General features: G+C 65.2%; 17 protein-coding genes and 2 pseudogenes. 6 read left to right on the top strand and 13 right to left on the bottom strand.

Annotated features, from left to right (window positions below; genetic code table 11):
- Positions 1–27: 27 nt before the first annotated feature.
- From ACLJPD_RS22325 to ACLJPD_RS22270, 12 genes and pseudogenes are all read right to left on the bottom strand, one after another.
- Positions 28–759: pseudogene (locus ACLJPD_RS22325) on the bottom strand (transposase).
- A gap of 82 nt (positions 760–841) precedes the next feature.
- Complete coding sequence (locus tag ACLJPD_RS22320) at positions 842–1,219, bottom strand: DUF2255 family protein (protein ID WP_410874631.1); 378 nt, start codon at positions 1,217–1,219, stop codon at positions 842–844.
- 51 nt (positions 1,220–1,270) lie between these two features.
- Positions 1,271–1,597, bottom strand: coding sequence for a nuclear transport factor 2 family protein (locus ACLJPD_RS22315; RefSeq protein WP_410874630.1), 327 nt, complete (start codon positions 1,595–1,597; stop codon positions 1,271–1,273).
- A 62-nt stretch (positions 1,598–1,659) separates the two neighbouring features.
- A complete protein-coding gene (locus ACLJPD_RS22310) occupies positions 1,660–2,649 on the bottom strand; it encodes an aldo/keto reductase (RefSeq protein ID WP_410874629.1) in 990 nt (329 codons plus the stop codon).
- Between the two features lie 42 nt (positions 2,650–2,691).
- Positions 2,692–2,784: pseudogene (locus ACLJPD_RS22305) on the bottom strand (aldo/keto reductase); the annotation flags it as partial.
- 32 nt (positions 2,785–2,816) lie between these two features.
- Complete coding sequence (locus tag ACLJPD_RS22300) at positions 2,817–3,869, bottom strand: NAD(P)-dependent alcohol dehydrogenase (protein ID WP_410874628.1); 1,053 nt, start codon at positions 3,867–3,869, stop codon at positions 2,817–2,819.
- A gap of 168 nt (positions 3,870–4,037) precedes the next feature.
- The gene (locus tag ACLJPD_RS22295) at positions 4,038–5,621 is read right to left on the bottom strand and encodes a Na+/H+ antiporter (RefSeq protein ID WP_410874627.1); all 1,584 of its coding nucleotides are present in this window, start codon (positions 5,619–5,621) and stop codon (positions 4,038–4,040) included.
- Between the two features lie 56 nt (positions 5,622–5,677).
- On the bottom strand, positions 5,678–6,505 hold the full coding sequence (locus ACLJPD_RS22290; RefSeq protein ID WP_410874626.1) for an SDR family oxidoreductase: 828 nt from the start codon (positions 6,503–6,505) through the stop codon (positions 5,678–5,680).
- A gap of 16 nt (positions 6,506–6,521) precedes the next feature.
- Positions 6,522–7,559: a zinc-binding dehydrogenase gene (locus ACLJPD_RS22285; protein ID WP_410874625.1), complete on the bottom strand. Its 1,038-nt coding sequence runs from the start codon at positions 7,557–7,559 to the stop codon at positions 6,522–6,524.
- Between the two features lie 20 nt (positions 7,560–7,579).
- Positions 7,580–7,966 carry a DUF2255 family protein gene (locus ACLJPD_RS22280; RefSeq protein ID WP_410874624.1) on the bottom strand — a complete coding sequence of 129 codons (387 nt, stop codon included), beginning with the start codon at positions 7,964–7,966 and terminating at the stop codon, positions 7,580–7,582.
- A complete protein-coding gene (locus ACLJPD_RS22275) occupies positions 7,963–8,322 on the bottom strand; it encodes a carboxymuconolactone decarboxylase family protein (RefSeq protein WP_410874623.1) in 360 nt (119 codons plus the stop codon). The genes ACLJPD_RS22280 and ACLJPD_RS22275 overlap by 4 nt, the downstream gene beginning before the upstream one ends.
- Before the next feature lie 23 nt (positions 8,323–8,345).
- Positions 8,346–9,818, bottom strand: a complete 1,473-nt coding sequence (locus tag ACLJPD_RS22270; RefSeq protein ID WP_410874622.1) for an MFS transporter — start codon at positions 9,816–9,818, stop codon at positions 8,346–8,348.
- Between the two features lie 102 nt (positions 9,819–9,920).
- Between ACLJPD_RS22270 and ACLJPD_RS22265 the strand changes: the two genes are divergently transcribed.
- The 6 genes from ACLJPD_RS22265 to ACLJPD_RS22240 all read left to right on the top strand — a co-directional run bounded on the left by ACLJPD_RS22265 (position 9,921) and on the right by ACLJPD_RS22240 (position 14,185).
- A complete protein-coding gene (locus tag ACLJPD_RS22265) occupies positions 9,921–10,802 on the top strand; it encodes a helix-turn-helix transcriptional regulator (RefSeq protein ID WP_410874621.1) in 882 nt (293 codons plus the stop codon).
- Positions 10,799–10,927: a hypothetical protein gene (locus tag ACLJPD_RS22260; protein WP_410874620.1), complete on the top strand. Its 129-nt coding sequence runs from the start codon at positions 10,799–10,801 to the stop codon at positions 10,925–10,927. The genes ACLJPD_RS22265 and ACLJPD_RS22260 overlap by 4 nt, the downstream gene beginning before the upstream one ends.
- Positions 10,928–10,989: 62 nt before the next feature.
- A complete protein-coding gene (locus tag ACLJPD_RS22255; protein ID WP_410874619.1) occupies positions 10,990–11,991 on the top strand; it encodes a quinone oxidoreductase family protein in 1,002 nt (333 codons plus the stop codon).
- 148 nt (positions 11,992–12,139) lie between these two features.
- On the top strand, positions 12,140–13,033 hold the full coding sequence (locus tag ACLJPD_RS22250) for an aldo/keto reductase (RefSeq protein WP_410874618.1): 894 nt from the start codon (positions 12,140–12,142) through the stop codon (positions 13,031–13,033).
- 73 nt (positions 13,034–13,106) lie between these two features.
- Positions 13,107–13,541, top strand: a complete 435-nt coding sequence (locus ACLJPD_RS22245) for a cupin domain-containing protein (protein WP_410874617.1) — start codon at positions 13,107–13,109, stop codon at positions 13,539–13,541.
- Positions 13,538–14,185: a flavodoxin gene (locus ACLJPD_RS22240; RefSeq protein ID WP_410874616.1), complete on the top strand. Its 648-nt coding sequence runs from the start codon at positions 13,538–13,540 to the stop codon at positions 14,183–14,185. Before ACLJPD_RS22245 ends, ACLJPD_RS22240 begins: the two co-directional genes overlap by 4 nt.
- Before the next feature lie 361 nt (positions 14,186–14,546).
- On the opposite strand, the gene ACLJPD_RS22235 is transcribed toward ACLJPD_RS22240, so the two are convergent.
- Positions 14,547–15,233, bottom strand: coding sequence for a FadR/GntR family transcriptional regulator (locus ACLJPD_RS22235; RefSeq protein ID WP_410874615.1), 687 nt, complete (start codon positions 15,231–15,233; stop codon positions 14,547–14,549).
- Positions 15,234–15,280 lie beyond the last annotated feature (47 nt).

The raw sequence follows: 15,280 nt of genomic DNA, 5'->3' as shown, positions 1-15,280 counted from the left end.
CATGGCGGCCGGTCCACCGGTCCGGAATCAGTGGGCGTGGGCGAGGTTGGCCAGCGTCGCTACCCCAGCCATCGCGACACCCACCCCGCCACCACGTAAACGGCAGTCCCGCAAGATCTTCCACGTCTTCATTCGAGCGAAAGCGTGCTCGACACGGGCACGAACCTTGCGGTGGGACTTGCTGTGGGTCTGGTTCCATTCCGGCAGCTCGACACCCGGTGATCGGCGGTGCGGGATAATCAGATCGGTGCCCCGGTAGCCGCCGTCAGCGATCACCACCGCGTTGCGGCAGGCGTGGGCGACACCGGACTCAGTCCAAGCCCGGCAGTCGTTGCGGTTACCCGGTAACGGTTTTCCCAGCGCGACGACCAGTTCGGTATCGGCGTCGATGACGACCTGGTGGTTGGTCGAGTACCGGTAGTTCTTGCTCTGGGCAGCGACCGTGTGATCTCGGGTCGGGACCAAGTCCCGTCCGCGATCAGCACGGCACCACGCGGGAACCAAGTGCGAGGCCAGAGCGCCAACGCTCGTCCGAGGTCCTCGATCGCCCGAGCCGCGGCCGATTTCGAGGCCCGAACACGGCCGCGATTGCCGCACTGTGAGGTTGGATCGCCAGTAGGTGGCCACCAGCAGCACCCGGTCTTCGAAGCACAAGCCCCACGGTCGCCCGCGCAACGGTCGGTCAGCGCCCTCGCGCCGTAGCTGTGTGATCAGGCGAGCGAAAGTGGCTGGCCGCAGCCCGGAGAACAACTCCACCATCACCGGGTCAGCTGCCGAGATCACCACCGGTGAGAGGCTCCCGTAATAAATTAAGTCGTCATATTTCCTCGCGTTGCTCGGTTCAGTCCTGCGGGATGACTCGCAGCGTCGTCTGCAGCACGTCGTCGCCGGTGACAGCTGCGACGGGGCCGGGGCCGTACTGGTCGTACTTCGCGTGATAGGTCGCGGTGATGTCGTTGGCGAGCTCATCCGGCGCAGGTTCGAAGGCCACCTCTCGCTCCACTCCGCCACTGTGGATGCGACCCGTACCGGTCTGCTTGGCCCGGCGGAACCAGCCGTTGTCGGGGCCGTGCGCAGAGCGCACGAAGATATCGCTGCCGACCCGGACATGCCAGATCGGGATCGGGTTGCGCATCGTCCCATCTGGGCGTCTGGTCGCAATGTGCAACTCGCGCGCGTCACCGACACGCCGCAACTCGTCCTCGTTCCACGTGCTCATGGTTTACTCCTCATTTCCTTTGCCGCCGGGAACGGTTCCAGGTCAACTTCTTCACCATGTGGAGGCCACGACGTGGGCCGCGCGCCACCGGCCATCGGTGCGGACGAGATGGATCACCAACTGAAGCGGCCAGGTGCCGTAGCTTCCCCAGATAGTGGCTTCGGTGCGGGTACGTGCGGTGAGAACCGGTGCGTCGGCCCCGACATCAACCGTAATCGCCACATCCACGACCGAGTGGTAAGTCATCGTCCCGTCGCGGACCTCAGCGAGCCACTCGGCGCGTGGTTGGCAGTAGCCAGTGATGTGGGTCAGGGTAAAGTCCCTGGTAAGCAGCTCGTCGAGGGTCTCGACATCACCGGCTGTCATCGCGTCGCGCATGCTCTCGTAGACGACGCGCCCTGCTGTCTCATCGGAGAACTGGTCTTGGTTCGGTCACCATCTCAGAGGCCGACCATCGCCATTCCGGCAGGGTTGTAGCGGTCCCCCTGGACGCCGATACGGGCGGCTAGCCCGTCGAGGTCGGCCAGGTCATCTGCTGATAGCGCCACCTGGGTGGCGTCGGAGTTCTCATCGATCCGGCCGCGTCGGCGGGTGCCCGGAATCGGCACGATCCACGGCTGCTGGGCGAGCAGCCAGGCCAAGGCAATCTGGCCCGGCGTACTGTTTCTCGCCGCGGCGAGGTTCCGTATGTAGGCGACCAAAGCTTCGTTGCCGCTGATGTTTTCGGCAGCGAACCGTGGGATCGTAGCTCGGATGTCGTTTGCGGAGAACGTCGTCGCCGCGGCGACGGTACCGGTGAGGAAGCCCTTGCCGAGCGGGCTGAAGGGGACGAACCCGATCCCCAGCTCGGCGCAGGTGGGGAGCACTTCGGGTTCGGGGTCACGTGTCCACAGCGAGTACTCGCTCTGGAGCGCCGTCACGGGGAAAACTGCGTGCGCACGCCGGATGGTTTCCGGGCCAGCTTCGGAGAGTCCGAAGTGGCGGACCTTGCCGGCCTGCACGAGTTCAGCGACCGCGCCGGCGACGTCCTCGATCGGCACGGCCGGGTCGACCCGGTGCTGATAGAACAGGTCGATCACGTCTGTCCGGAGCCGTTGCAGCGACGCGTCGGCGACCCGCTTGATCTGCTCGGGCCGTGAGTCGGTCCCAATCATTTTGCCGTCAGCGATGTTCCAGCCGAATTTGGTGGCGATCACCACCTGGTCACGTAGCGGCGCCAGTGCCTCGCCGACGAGTTCTTCGTTGACGTAGGGCCCGTATACCTCCGCGGTATCGAAGAACGTCACGCCCGCCTCGTCGACGGCGTAGCGGATCACTTCGATCATGTCGTTGCGGTCACCGGGGTTCGGGCCGTAACTCTGCGACATGCCCATACAGCCGAGTCCGATAGCGGATACTTCCAAACCCTGGCCCAGTGTGCGTGTATGCATGAATCCTCCTCAGGTTTCCGGGATTTCTATCGATCGGCGACAGGCTTGACTGAGGATGCCGTGAGTGGAGTCCGCGGCCAACAGTTCAGACTGCCGGAAGTACGGGTGCACCTCGATATGATCTACCGTCGGAACCAGCGGCCATATCGTTCGAAGAGATGCTGGGCTCAGTTCGCCAAGGTCGCGTTGTCAATAACGAAGCGGTAGCGCACATCTGAACTCAGCACCCGCCGATAAGCGTCATTGATGCCATCGGCAGCAGTGAGTTCGATGTCTGCGACGACACCGTGCTCAGCGCAGAAATCCAGCATCTCCTGCGTTTCGCGGATACCCGCGAACTGCGAACCGGCAATGTTGCGGCCGTTGTTCATCAATGCGAACGCGTCCAGCGGCAGCGGCTCCGTGGTGACCCCGACACTGGCGAGGGTGCCACCGATCCGCAACAGCCCGAGGTAGGCGTTCACGTCGATCGGTGCGCTGACCGTGTTGAGTACGATGTGAAACCTGTTGGCCAGCTTCGCGAACGTCTCGGGGTCACCGGTCGCGGCGTAGTCGTCGGCGCCGAGCTCCAGCGCGGCCTCTCGCTTCGACTCAGATCGGGACAGCACCGTCACCTCGGCGCCCATGGCTTTGGCCATCTTGACACCGACGTGCCCGAGCCCTCCCAGCCCTACTACCGCCACCCTGGTTCCGGGACCCGCACCCCAGCGCTTCAACGGTGCGTACACGGTAATGCCAGCGCACAGAAGCGGTGCCGCGGCGGCGGGGTCGAGTGCTTCGGGAACGCGCACCACGAAGTCCTCGTTCGCGACGATCATCTCCGAGTATCCACCCTGGGTGAACGTCCCGTCGCGGTCAGGGCTGCCGAAGACCAGGGTGTGCCCGTTAAGGCAATACTGCTCCTGCCCCGCAACGCAATTCTCACATTCCCGGCAAGAATCCACCATGCAGCCGATACCGACCCGGTCCCCGACCCTGTGCTTGGTCACCGCCTCACCGGTTGCTGTGACCACGCCGACGATCTCGTGCCCGGGCACCAGCGGGCTCACCGGCAGCGGCCCGAAGTCGCCGCTGGCGAAGTGGATGTCGGAGTGGCAGATTCCGCAGTAGAGGATGTCGAGCTGGACGTCATGCGGGCCGACGTCGCGGCGGTCGATGGAGAGCGGCTGCAGCGCGGCACCGGCTTCGAAGGTTCCGTAGGCATTTACTGTCGTGGGCATTCGGGCACTTCCTTTTCAGATCGGTGGGGATGTTTGCTGGATTCCGCCTAGGGGCTCCAGTGAACGACTCCGACGGCCGTCCCGGGAGTGACGCTCGTTCGGGGTATTGGCAGTACCTCCCAAGCAACCGCGAATGCCAGAGCGCTAGGTGGGCACGACGCGTGTTCTTCACTCGAGTTCCGGGCGCGGTGACAGTTGCGCTTCCTCGGTATCGAGTTCGGTTTGCACACGGAGCAGGACAGTGTCGTCGATGCGTTTCTGATCCCGTAGGTGGATCACCGTGTCGCGCTTGTGATCCAGTAACGCCCGGCGCAGTGCGACGTATTGCTGTTTGGGAAGCGGTCGTTCCCCGGCTTCGTGACGACCGGCGGCACGCAGCGCTTGGAGGTGGTCTTCGTAGCCGCGGCGGACCTGTTCGACGATCGCGGGATCGGTGTGGAGTGCTGCGGCGGTGTCGTCGAGTGCGTCGAGGGCTGATTGCACGGCCGTGATCTCGGCCAGCAGATATTCCTGTTCGGACGAGCGATCTGCGGGCAGGCGCGCCCAGCGCACCACCGCTGGAAGTACAGGCACCTGGAGCAACAATTGGACGACGATGACGCCGATGGTGACGAAGATGATCAGGTCCCGGTCGGGGAACGGCGCACCGGAGTCCAAGGTTTCGGGCACCGACAGTGCCACCGCGACCGACACCGCACCACGCAGCCCGGCCATGCTGGTAACGATGCGCGAGCGGTGACTGACCCGCCGCTCGCGTTGCGAAGGGCGGCGATCGAGCGCCCGGATGAGGTAGATCGCGACGAATTGAAACACCAAGCGCACCACCAGCAGAACGACGGCGACGACCATCACGAGACCGACCGCACCGGTGATGCTCATGCTTTCGAGGTTGCGCACCGCGGATTGCGCCTCCAGCCCGATGAGCACGAAAAGGCTGGCGTTGAGCAGGAACGTGACCAACGACCACGTGTCCTCCGTCATGCGTCTGGCTCGCGCGGAACCGATCCGCGGCGCCACCCGCGCGACCGCGAGACCGGCCACGACCACGGCGAGCACCCCGGACGCGTGGATCAACTCGGCGAGTAGGTACGCGGTGAACGGAGTCAAGACGATGACGAGGTTGATCAGCAGCGGGTCATCGAGGTGGCGCCGAACGCACAGACCGACCCACGCGATGACGATTCCGACGCACACACCCCCGACATAGGACACCACGAACATCTCCCCGATGCGCGGCCAGCTGAACTGCTGCTCACCGACCGCGATCGCCACGGCCACCCCGTAGACGACCAGCGCGGTTCCGTCGTTGATGAGGCTTTCCGCGCGCAGCAGCGACATCTGCCGAGCTGGCAGCAGCCGCGAGATGACGCCGACCGCGGTGGCGTCGGTGGGTGCCAGTGCCGCGCCGAGCACCCATGCCGGGCCCCAGGGCATGCCTGCCGCGTGCGCCACGACCGCGACTGCGGCGGCGGTGGCGACGACCAGGACCGTGGCCATCAGCATGACGCCGCGGAAGTCGGCGCGCAGCTGCCGCAGCGAGGTACTGATCGCTTCCCAGTACAGCAGCGCGGGCAGGAACAGCAGCAGCATCGCCTCCGGTGGCAGATGCACGGCCCGCAGGGCAGGCACGAACCACAGCAGCACACCGGCGCCCACGAGCAGAATCGTCGGCGCCACATGCAGGCGACGACCGGTGATCTGGCACACCATAATCGAAACACCCAACGCCACAACAAGTTCGAGACCGAGCACGAGGTACCTCCGTCGACTGGACGCACGGGCGCACCGGTGCGCCCTCGGGTGGAGCCCTACTCGGGCGCCAGCGGCCCGTAGAACCACGAGGCGGTGACTCCGCCGTCGGCGAGGATGTCGCTGCCGGTGATGAACGCGCCGGAGGGGCCCATCAGGAACGCGCCGAGCGCGCCGATCTCGTCCGGGGTCCCGCCGCGCCCGACCGGTGACAGTTCGAGCATGCGCCGGTACCCCGCCCCACGTGGGCCGGTCAGTTCATCGGTGGCGAGCGGGGTGAAGATGATGCCGGGACTGATCGTGTTCACCCGAGCGCCACGCTCGCCCCAGCGCACAGCTTCGGCTTTCACCCGCAACGAATTCGCGCGTTTGGCCAGCTGATAGGCGTGCAACGGGTCGGTGACCTGCTCAGGCGCCAGCATGGGCAACTCCAGCAGTTCCTCGGTAGGGGTGGTGGCCAGCGCGGCGTCTTGTTCGGCGGTCAGGGCAGGTAGGCGATGCCCGGACTGCGAGGCGATGACGATCCCGGAGCCGCCGGCTGCGATGATATTGCTGAATTCCTCGAGGACCAGGGCCGTGCCGTAGAGGTCGACGGCCAGGATCACCGCCGGTGGTGCTTGGCTGGGTGAGACACCGGCGGCGTGAATGAGGCCGGTGACCGCACCGAGTCCGGCCGCGCTGGTGGCCAGTGCGTGGACCGAAGCGCGATCGGAGACGTCGACGGTGGCGGTGTCGACGTCGAATCCGGTGTCGCCGAGTACTTTTGCCGCGGCGTCGACATTGTCCTGGCGCAAGTCGGCCAAAAGCACCTTCGTGCCCGCGCCGACACGGCGGGCGATCGCCTGGCCGATCTGACCGGCGCCGACCACAACGATGACCTCACTCATGTCGATCCTCTCTTCGTCAGGGCTGGAGCAGGACCTTGAGGGCTTCGCGGTCGTCCATGGCTCGGTAGCCGTCCGCGACCTCGTCGAGGCCGATCTCGCGGTCGAACACCTTGCCGGGGTCGACGCTGCCGTCGAGGACACCGGGCAGCAGGGTATCGATGTAGGCGCGGGCGGGCGCGGGACCACCGGTGAGGGTGATGTTCGGGCCGAACAAAGTGCCGAAACCGACTGGGGCGTCGGCATATTGGGGAACTCCGACACGGCTGATCACGCCGCCTGGGCGCACGACGCCGATGGCCTGCTCGTAGGCGGGCATGTGGCCGACAGCTTCGAGGACGACGTGGGTGCCGTCGCCGCCGGTCAGGTCGCGCACCGCCGCGATGCCTTCGTCACCGCGTGCGGCGACCACGTCGGTGGCGCCGAATTCGCGACCGAGGTCAGTGCGCTGCTTGTGGCGGCCCATGAGGATGATCTGTTCGGCGCCGAGCTGGCGGGCCGAGAGCACCGCCATGAGGCCGACCGCACCATCACCGATCACGGTGACCGAGGTCCCGGCATTCACCCGCCCCTTCACCGCGGCGTGGTGGCCGGTGCCGTACACATCGGACAAGGTCAGCAACGACGGGATCAGCGGGGAGTTCTCCTCGACCGCGACCGGGTACAGCGTGCCGTCGGCCAACGGCACACGCACCGCTTCGGCCTGCAATCCGCCGACCTTCCCGCCGCCCCAGAAACCACCGTGACGACACGACGTCTGCAAACCTTCGCGACAGAATTCGCAGGTGCCGTCGGACCAGGCGAACGGGGCGATCACCAGATCACCCTTCTTCACCGTGGTGACATCGGCGCCGATGTCCTCGACTACCCCGACGGCCTCGTGCCCCATCGGGCTGCCCTGGGTGCTGGCCGCCATCGAATGGTAAGGGTGCAAGTCAGAGCCGCAGATGCAGCTCTTGACGATGCGCACCACCGCGTCGGTGGGATCGGTGATGACGGGGTCCGGAACATTGATGACACGGACGTCGCCTGGGGCGTACATGTAGGTCGCTCGCATGAAATGTCTCCTTGGTGGGTTCAGGAAATGTGGGGATCGAGGCGCAAGGTGACCTCGGTGGCGTGCTCGCCGACGACACTGCCGACGATCTGTGGGCCGTATCGGTCGTATTTGGTGTGGTACGCGGCGTCGATATCGGAATGCGTACTCGAATCCGGTCCGACCCGGATGAAGGTGACATCGCGTTCGACACCGCCGGCCCGGACCCTGCCGGCACCCGCCGTCACGGCTCGACGAAACCAAGGGTTGTCGGCGCCGTAAGCGGAGCGGACGAAGATGTCGTCACCGACCCGCACACCCCAGATCGTCACGTAATTCCGCAAGCTTCCGTCCTTGCGCCGCGAGGTGGCCTGTAATTCGGTGGCATCCCCGATCGTGGTGAGATCGGATTCGGTCCACGCGCTCATGCGTTGTCCTCCTTCTCCTCGAACAGGTCCTTGGCGACGGTGATCGCCGACATCGCGCGCGGCCAACCCGCGTAGAGGGCCAGGTGCACGATCGATTCGACCAACTCGGGGCGGGTGACACCGTTGTCGATCGCGCGGCCCAGGTGTCCGCGAAGCTGCTCGGTGTTACCACCGGCAACGAGCGCGGCGCACGTGATCATGCTGCGGTCACGCGGACTCAGTTCCGGGCGCGCCCAGACATCGCCGAACAGCACGTCATCGGTCAGCGAGACCAGCTTCGGGGCGAAGTCCCCGATCAGCTGCTGCGCCGGGGTCAGGTGTGCGGCATCGGTCATCGTGTTCCTCTTCCATCGCATCTATCCCTCCAATTCGCTATCTCTCAGTTACTACCCGCCGAGGCCGCGGCTATCGGTTCGCCGTGCCGCAAACCTTCGACCCGGTTCTGACGGGCGCGCCCTGGCCGAAGTCCGATGAGCGCACACGCCACCAGTAGGCACACACCGAGTAACGCGCTCGCGCCTGCGAGTGCGACTCGCACGAGAGCGGCCATCGCCTCGACCGCGGAGCTCTGCTCGGGCTCGGTATTCGCGGATATGGCGACCAGGATTCCCAATCCCAGGGCCATACCCAGTTGGTGGAAGGTGTTGACCAGACCCGAGGCCGCCCCCGCATCGCGCGCAGGCACACCAGCGATACCCGCCGAGGTCAGTGGCGCGAACGCCAATCCTTGACCCGCTCCGATCAACAGCATCGGCGCGGCGACTCCCACCCAGTAGGAACTGCCCGGCGCGACCCCGCTCAACCAGACCATTCCTGCCAGCGTCAGCGCGATCCCGCCGAGCAGTGGCAGTACTTCACCGAACCGGGCGACCAACCGCGGAATAGCCATCGCGACAACGAAATTCACGACCGTCATCGGCAGGAACGCGACTCCGGCCTGCAACGCGCTGAACCCGAGCACGTTCTGCATGAACTGGGTCGTGAAGTAGAAGAACCCGATCATCGCACCCATGTACAACAGACGGGCCAGGTACGCGCCGACGCGCTGCCGGTCGCCGAACAACCGCAACGGCATGATCGGCTGCTCAGCACGCTTCTCCCCCGCCACCAGCACCGCGAGCAGAATCACGCCGATCAGCAGCGCCCAGACAGTGACCGGTGACGCCCAGCCACTCTCACCAGAATTGATGACTCCGAAGACGATCGCGCCGACACCGAGAGTCGCGCTGACCGCACCGGCGACATCGAAACGGCCGGTGCTGCGCGCGGTCTCGGGGAGATATCGCGGCGCCAAGACGATCATGGCGATGCCGATCGGGACGTTGAGGAAGAACCCAGCACGCCACGAGATCCAGTCGGCGAGTGCGCCGCCGAGCACCAGCCCCAGACTGGCGCCGATTCCCGCTGTTGCGCCGTACCAGGCCACCGCGCGCGAGCGCAGTGGCCCTTCGGGGAAACTCGCGGTCAACAACGAAAGCGACGTCGGCGCGACGATGGCCGCGCCGACACCCTGCAGGGCGCGAGCCGCGATCATCCACCATCCGCTCGGTGCCACCCCGACCAGCAACGACGCGATCGAGAACACTGCCAGACCGGTTATGAACACCCGGCGCCGCCCGAGCAGGTCTCCGGCGCGGGCGCCCAGCAGTAGCAAGCCACCGAACACCAGCGTGTAGGCGTCTTGTACCCACGAAAGGCCGGTGACGCTCAGGTCGAGCGCGGTGCGGATCGTCGGCAGCGCAGTGAAGATGATCGAGTTGTCCAACAAGATCATGAAGTAGCTACCCAACACGACCGCGAGGATCGCCGCGGGGTTGCCGCGGTCGTCGATCGGCGTATCGGAGGTCGTCACGCCATCGAGTACACGCCAGTGCGCGTGATCGCGACAGTGACGGCTCTTCCGGGTAACAGCAGTACCCCCAACATCCGCGGAAACGCGTTTACCGTGGAGAACATGGACGAACACCGCGCACAGGTCCGCGAGTTCCTCACCTCTCGCCGGGCCCGCCTGACCCCCGAACAGGCCGGTCTACCCGCCTTCGGCGGCAACCGGCGCGTGACCGGGCTACGACGCGAAGAAGTAGCGTTGTTAGCCGGAGTGAGCATCGACTATTACGTGCGCATGGAACGCGGCAACCTCGCCGGCGCCTCCGACAGCGTGCTCGACAACCTCGCCCGCGCTCTGCAGCTCGACGACGCCGAACGCACCCACCTGTTCGACCTCGCCCGAGCAGCAGCACCGACTCCGGCCAGACAACGCCGCCCCAAACCCACCGCCGGAGTCACCACGTCCATCCAGCAACTGCTCGACGCCATCACCGACGCCCCCGCCTGGGTCCGCAACGCACGCCACGACATGCTCGCCGCCAACGCCTTGGCAAACGCCCTCTACGCACCAATGCTCACCGAAGACCGTCGCCCGGCCAACGCCGCCCGCTTCGTCTACCTCGACCCCGCCTCCCACGAGTTCTTCGTGAATTGGGAACGCGCCGCCGACGACATCGCCGCCATGCTGCGCTCCGAAGCAGGCCGCAACCCCCACGACAAACAGCTCATCGAGCTGATCGGCGAATTATCCACGCGCAGTGAAGTTTTCCGCACCCGCTGGGCCGCCCACAACGTCCGCTTCCACCGCACCGGACACAAATCCCTGCACCACCCCGCCGTCGGCCGCCTCGATCTCGACTTCGAGGCGATGGAATTCCCGGCCCACCCCGGGCTGACCCTGCTCGTCTACACCGCCCCCGCGGACACGCCCGCCGCGGACGGCCTGCAGCTCCTCGCAAGTCTGGCGGCCACCGCCGAGCGAACCGACGAATCCGTCGACAAACAGTGACGCCCCTCGACAACGACGACGAACGAGTTCCCCGCTCACGATTCGATCGCCTGGCCCGGTACACGCCGACAATCGCCATCACGATCCTCGCCGTCACCACCTACCTGGACTCGATGTCGTGCTGACCGGCGCGATCTCGGGCTGCCGGGACGTTTCCCCGAGCTCCTCCAGAGACAGGAGAACCACAGTGACAAGCTCGATGCGCGCACTTATTTCCGGGATCGGACCCGAATGGGTACTTCGGGAAGTCCCGCGCCCGCAACCGGCACCGGGCCAGATCCTGATCCGCAACCGGGCAGCGGCCACCAACAACGCCGATCTGCCGATGCTCGCCGAGGCCGACCCGACACGCGGCGGGCACGGCAACGAGTTCATCGCGGGATTCGAATACGCCGGTGAAGTGGTCGAGCTCGGCGACGGTGTGGATGGCTGGCAGGTCGGCGACCAGGTAATGGGATCGATACCCTCGTCGTTCGCCGAGTATGTCGTCGCCGACCAGCGATTCGTCCTGCCACGCCCGGACAACCTCGATCCCGCGGTGGCGTGCGCGCTGCCGACCGGGTTGCTCACCGAGCACGGCTCGCTCACCATTGCCGGGTTCACCGCAGGCCAGAGTGTCCTCATCACTGGCGCCTCGACCGGAATCGGTCTCATCGGAGCACAGTTGGCCCGCGCCCTCGGCGCCTCCCAGGTCATCGGCACCACCCGCACCGCAGCCAAGCGTGATCTACTGAAAGGAGCCGGGGTCGACACCGTGATCGTCACCGAGGAACAGGACCTCACCCAGGCGACCCTGGACGCCACCGATCAACAAGGCGTGGACGTGGTGCTCGACCACATCGCAGGCCAGACCTTCGCCCAGTGTCTTGCTGCGACAAAGATCGACGGTCACGTCGTCAACATCGGCCGCCTCGCAGGTCCTACCTCTGCCATCGACCTCGACGACCTGTCCTACCGTCACCTCACCGTGCACGGTGTGTCGTTCGGGTTCTCCCGCGACCAGGAGATGGCCGATGTCATCGCCGGACTCCTGCCCGAAGTGATTCCTGTCGTCGCCCGCGGACAGATCCGACCGGTCATCGACCGAACCGTCGACCTGACGGAATACCAGCAAGCCGCCGATCGGCTGCGTTCCGGTGAAGCGGTCGGCAAACTCGTCCTGACTATGCAGGACCTCGACAAACCATGATCGCTGACTGCTGTCGGGCACCTCGAGGCGCGTCAGCTCGGGGTCGAGCAGATCATTCGATGGGCAACCACAGCCGCGGTGCGAACTCGGCCACGTATTCGGCGCCACCACCCTCATCGCGGACACCACCACTCGAAGGAGACAACCTGTGACCGACTACATCGTTCCCGACCTCACCCTCAACAACGGCGTCACTATCCCCGCCCTCGGCTACGGGGTGTTCCAGACCCCACCTGAGCAGACCATCGCCGCCGTGCGGACCGCACTCGATGTCGGCTACCGTCACATCGACACCGCCGCTGCCTACGGTAACGAACGCGAGGTCGGTGAAGCGCTGCACCGTTCGGGTATCGACCGCGATCAGGTCTTCGTCGAAACCAAGACCTGGATCACCGACTACGGCTACGACCAGACCCTGCACTCGTTCGCCAAGAGCGCGGGCAAACTCGGCTTGGACCAGATCGATCTGCTGATCCTGCACCAGGCGTTACCGGGCGAATTCGACCTGACCATCCAGGCCTACAAAGCCCTGGAAACCCTGCTCGCCGACGGGAAAGTTCGCGCTATCGGCGTCTCCAATTTCATGCCGGACCATCTCCAGCGCCTCCTGGAGGCAACCACCGTGGTGCCCGCGGTCAACCAGATCGAGGTCCACCCCTACTTCCGTCAATCCGCGTTGCTGGCCACCGACAGCAACTACGGGATTCTCAACCAGGCATGGTCACCGATCGGCGGCATCACCTTCTACCGCGACAGCGCCCACACCTCGACCCTGCAGGACCCGGTGATCGCCGACATCGCCGCGACCCACGGCAAAACACCGGCCCAGGTAATGCTGCGCTGGCACCTGCAACAGCACCGCCAAGCGATCCCGAAGTCGATCACCCCCAGCCGCATCGCCGAGAACTTCGACATCTTCGACTTCGCCCTCACCGACACCGAACTCGCCTCGATCGACGCGCTGGACACCGGCCTTCGAGGCGGCCCCGAACCCGAACGGATCACCCGCGAGAACTTCGCCCTCGACATCCCCGAAGCCTGATCAACACGGCGTCACTGTCACCTGAGCTTCGAAATTGTCGGCACGGTCAACAACGATCAGAACAAGGAGAGTCATGAGTGAGAACGAGTTCGAACAGATCTTCCCACTCGGGGACAAGAACGACGCTTACGCGCAGTACTTCCACGGGCAGAGCTATCTGGCCCCGCTGACCGACGGGAACGTCCCGGTCAGCAACGTGTCCTTCGAGCCGGGATGCCGCAACAACTGGCACATCCACCACGGCACCGACGGTGGTGGTGACCAGATCCTGCTGTGTACGGCGGGCAGCGGCTGGTACCAGGCCGAGGGAGATGACCCTGTCAGCATGGAACCGGGCTCGGTAGTTCGGGTTCCGGCAGGTACGAAGCACTGGCACGGTGCGAAGGCCGACTCGTGGTTCTCCCATCTCGCTTTCATCACCCCGGGCCAGAACGTCAGCAACGAGTGGCTCGAGCCGGTCACCGACGAGATCTACCGCCGGCTGCCGCAGAACGGCCTTCTTCCATGACCGGTCTCGACCGCCGCACGCTCCTGGTCGGCACCGCCGCCGGGCTCGCCACGGCCCTGACCGCGTGTACCCAGAGCCCTCCAACCAGCCGGTCGCCCACAGCATCCGCCTCGGAGGGCACTATGCGCGCACTCCTGGTCTACTTCTCCCGCCCCGGCGAGAACTACTGGCACGGCAACCGCAAGGACCTCGACATCGGCAACACGCAGGTCGTCGCGGAGATGATCGCTGAACAGACCAGTGCGGAAATGTTCCGCATCACCGAAGCCGACGCCTACCCACACGACTACGAACAGACCGTGCAACGCAATCAGCTCGAACAGCAGGACGACGCACGCCCGGAGATCGCCGGTACCCTGCCCGACCTCTCCAGCTACGACAGGATCATCCTCGGCTGCCCGGTCTGGAACACGCGCGCGCCGATGATCATCCGAACGTTTCTCGACGCCACCGGCGCGCTCGCGGGCAAGACCATCCACCCATTCCTCACCTATGCGGTCGGGCAAGGCAGCGTCTTCGCCGACTACGCGAAGCTCTGCCCCGATGCCACCGTCACCGACGGCCTCGCTATCCGAGGTGAGGACGCCAGCGCTGCGAGGGAAGACGTCACGCGGTGGGTGTCAGCCATCACCAGTAGCCGATAAGCGACGGCCGACGAGGGCAGTCGCAGCCGATGGATCCAGGGCCTGGGCTGGCCGTTCTCTAACTGAAGCCTGTCGATCCTCGGGATATGTTGTGTACTAACGTTATTGCTGATTTCGGCTGGGAACCGATGCGGCAAATCTTGAACGTGGCGGGCGCGTAGTGGCAGGCCGCCATGGAGTGGAAGGCCAGCATCGACCCCGAGTTCGCCGACAGATGACCAAGATCCGGGATCTCTACGCCAATCCGCCTGGCGATGTCGCGTGATCTGCCCTGATGGGCTCGGCCCACGCGACATCGGTGCTCGATTTGCGCTTTCCCACACGCCGCCCGCAACGTTGGTGGCGTCATACCCAGCAACACCTAGATCTTGAGGAGTCCGTGGTGTTTTTCCACGGCCTTGACAGTGCGTTCGGTGTCGCCGGCGATGATGGATTCGACCAGTTCGCTGTGAATGGCAACCCGGTGCTGGTAGTAGCCGGCATCGTCGGTGGGGGTTTCAGGGTCAGCGTGCGCGGAGAGGTCCTTGATGCATGCTGTCATGCTCAGGTAGACCGCGCGGGCCATGTGGTTGGTTGTGATTTGGGCGATGCGTTCGTGGAGTTGCCAATTGGCGCGCATGAACGCATCGACGTCGGAGGTCGACTGCTTGAGTTTGGACAGCAGGGTGCGCAGGGCGACGATGTCATCTGCGTCGCGGTGGCGTGCTGCGTCGGTGTCGACGAGAAGTTCGAGTGCGTCTCGGACGGCGATGGCGTCGGCGACGGTGGTCGGCTGTTCCCGGACGGTCAACAGGGTGTGTCGCAGACGGACGACGGGGCTGAGGTTGGCGACGAACAGGCCACCGCCCCGCCCGGGCCGGATGTCGATGCTGCCCCGATCGGCAAGGAGACGAACGGCTTCGCTGACAGTGGAGCGCGCGAAGCCCGTCTGTTCGCGCAGTTCATCCATAGTGCCGACCCAGTCGCCTGCGCTGAGGCCGCGTTCGATGATCATTTGGGCAATGTTCGCTGCAAGCGCTTCTGCTCGTGTCTGTACCCCATTAACCACTTGGGTAATTTACCAGAGATCTGCATGATTGCGCAGCCCTGGGCAAT

Source organism: Nocardia sp. A7 (assembly GCF_046549215.1).
Lineage (GTDB): Bacteria > Actinomycetota > Actinomycetes > Mycobacteriales > Mycobacteriaceae > Nocardia.
The sequence above is the reverse complement of the archived record's forward strand: the minus strand, read 5'-3'. Positions and strand labels throughout refer to the sequence as shown.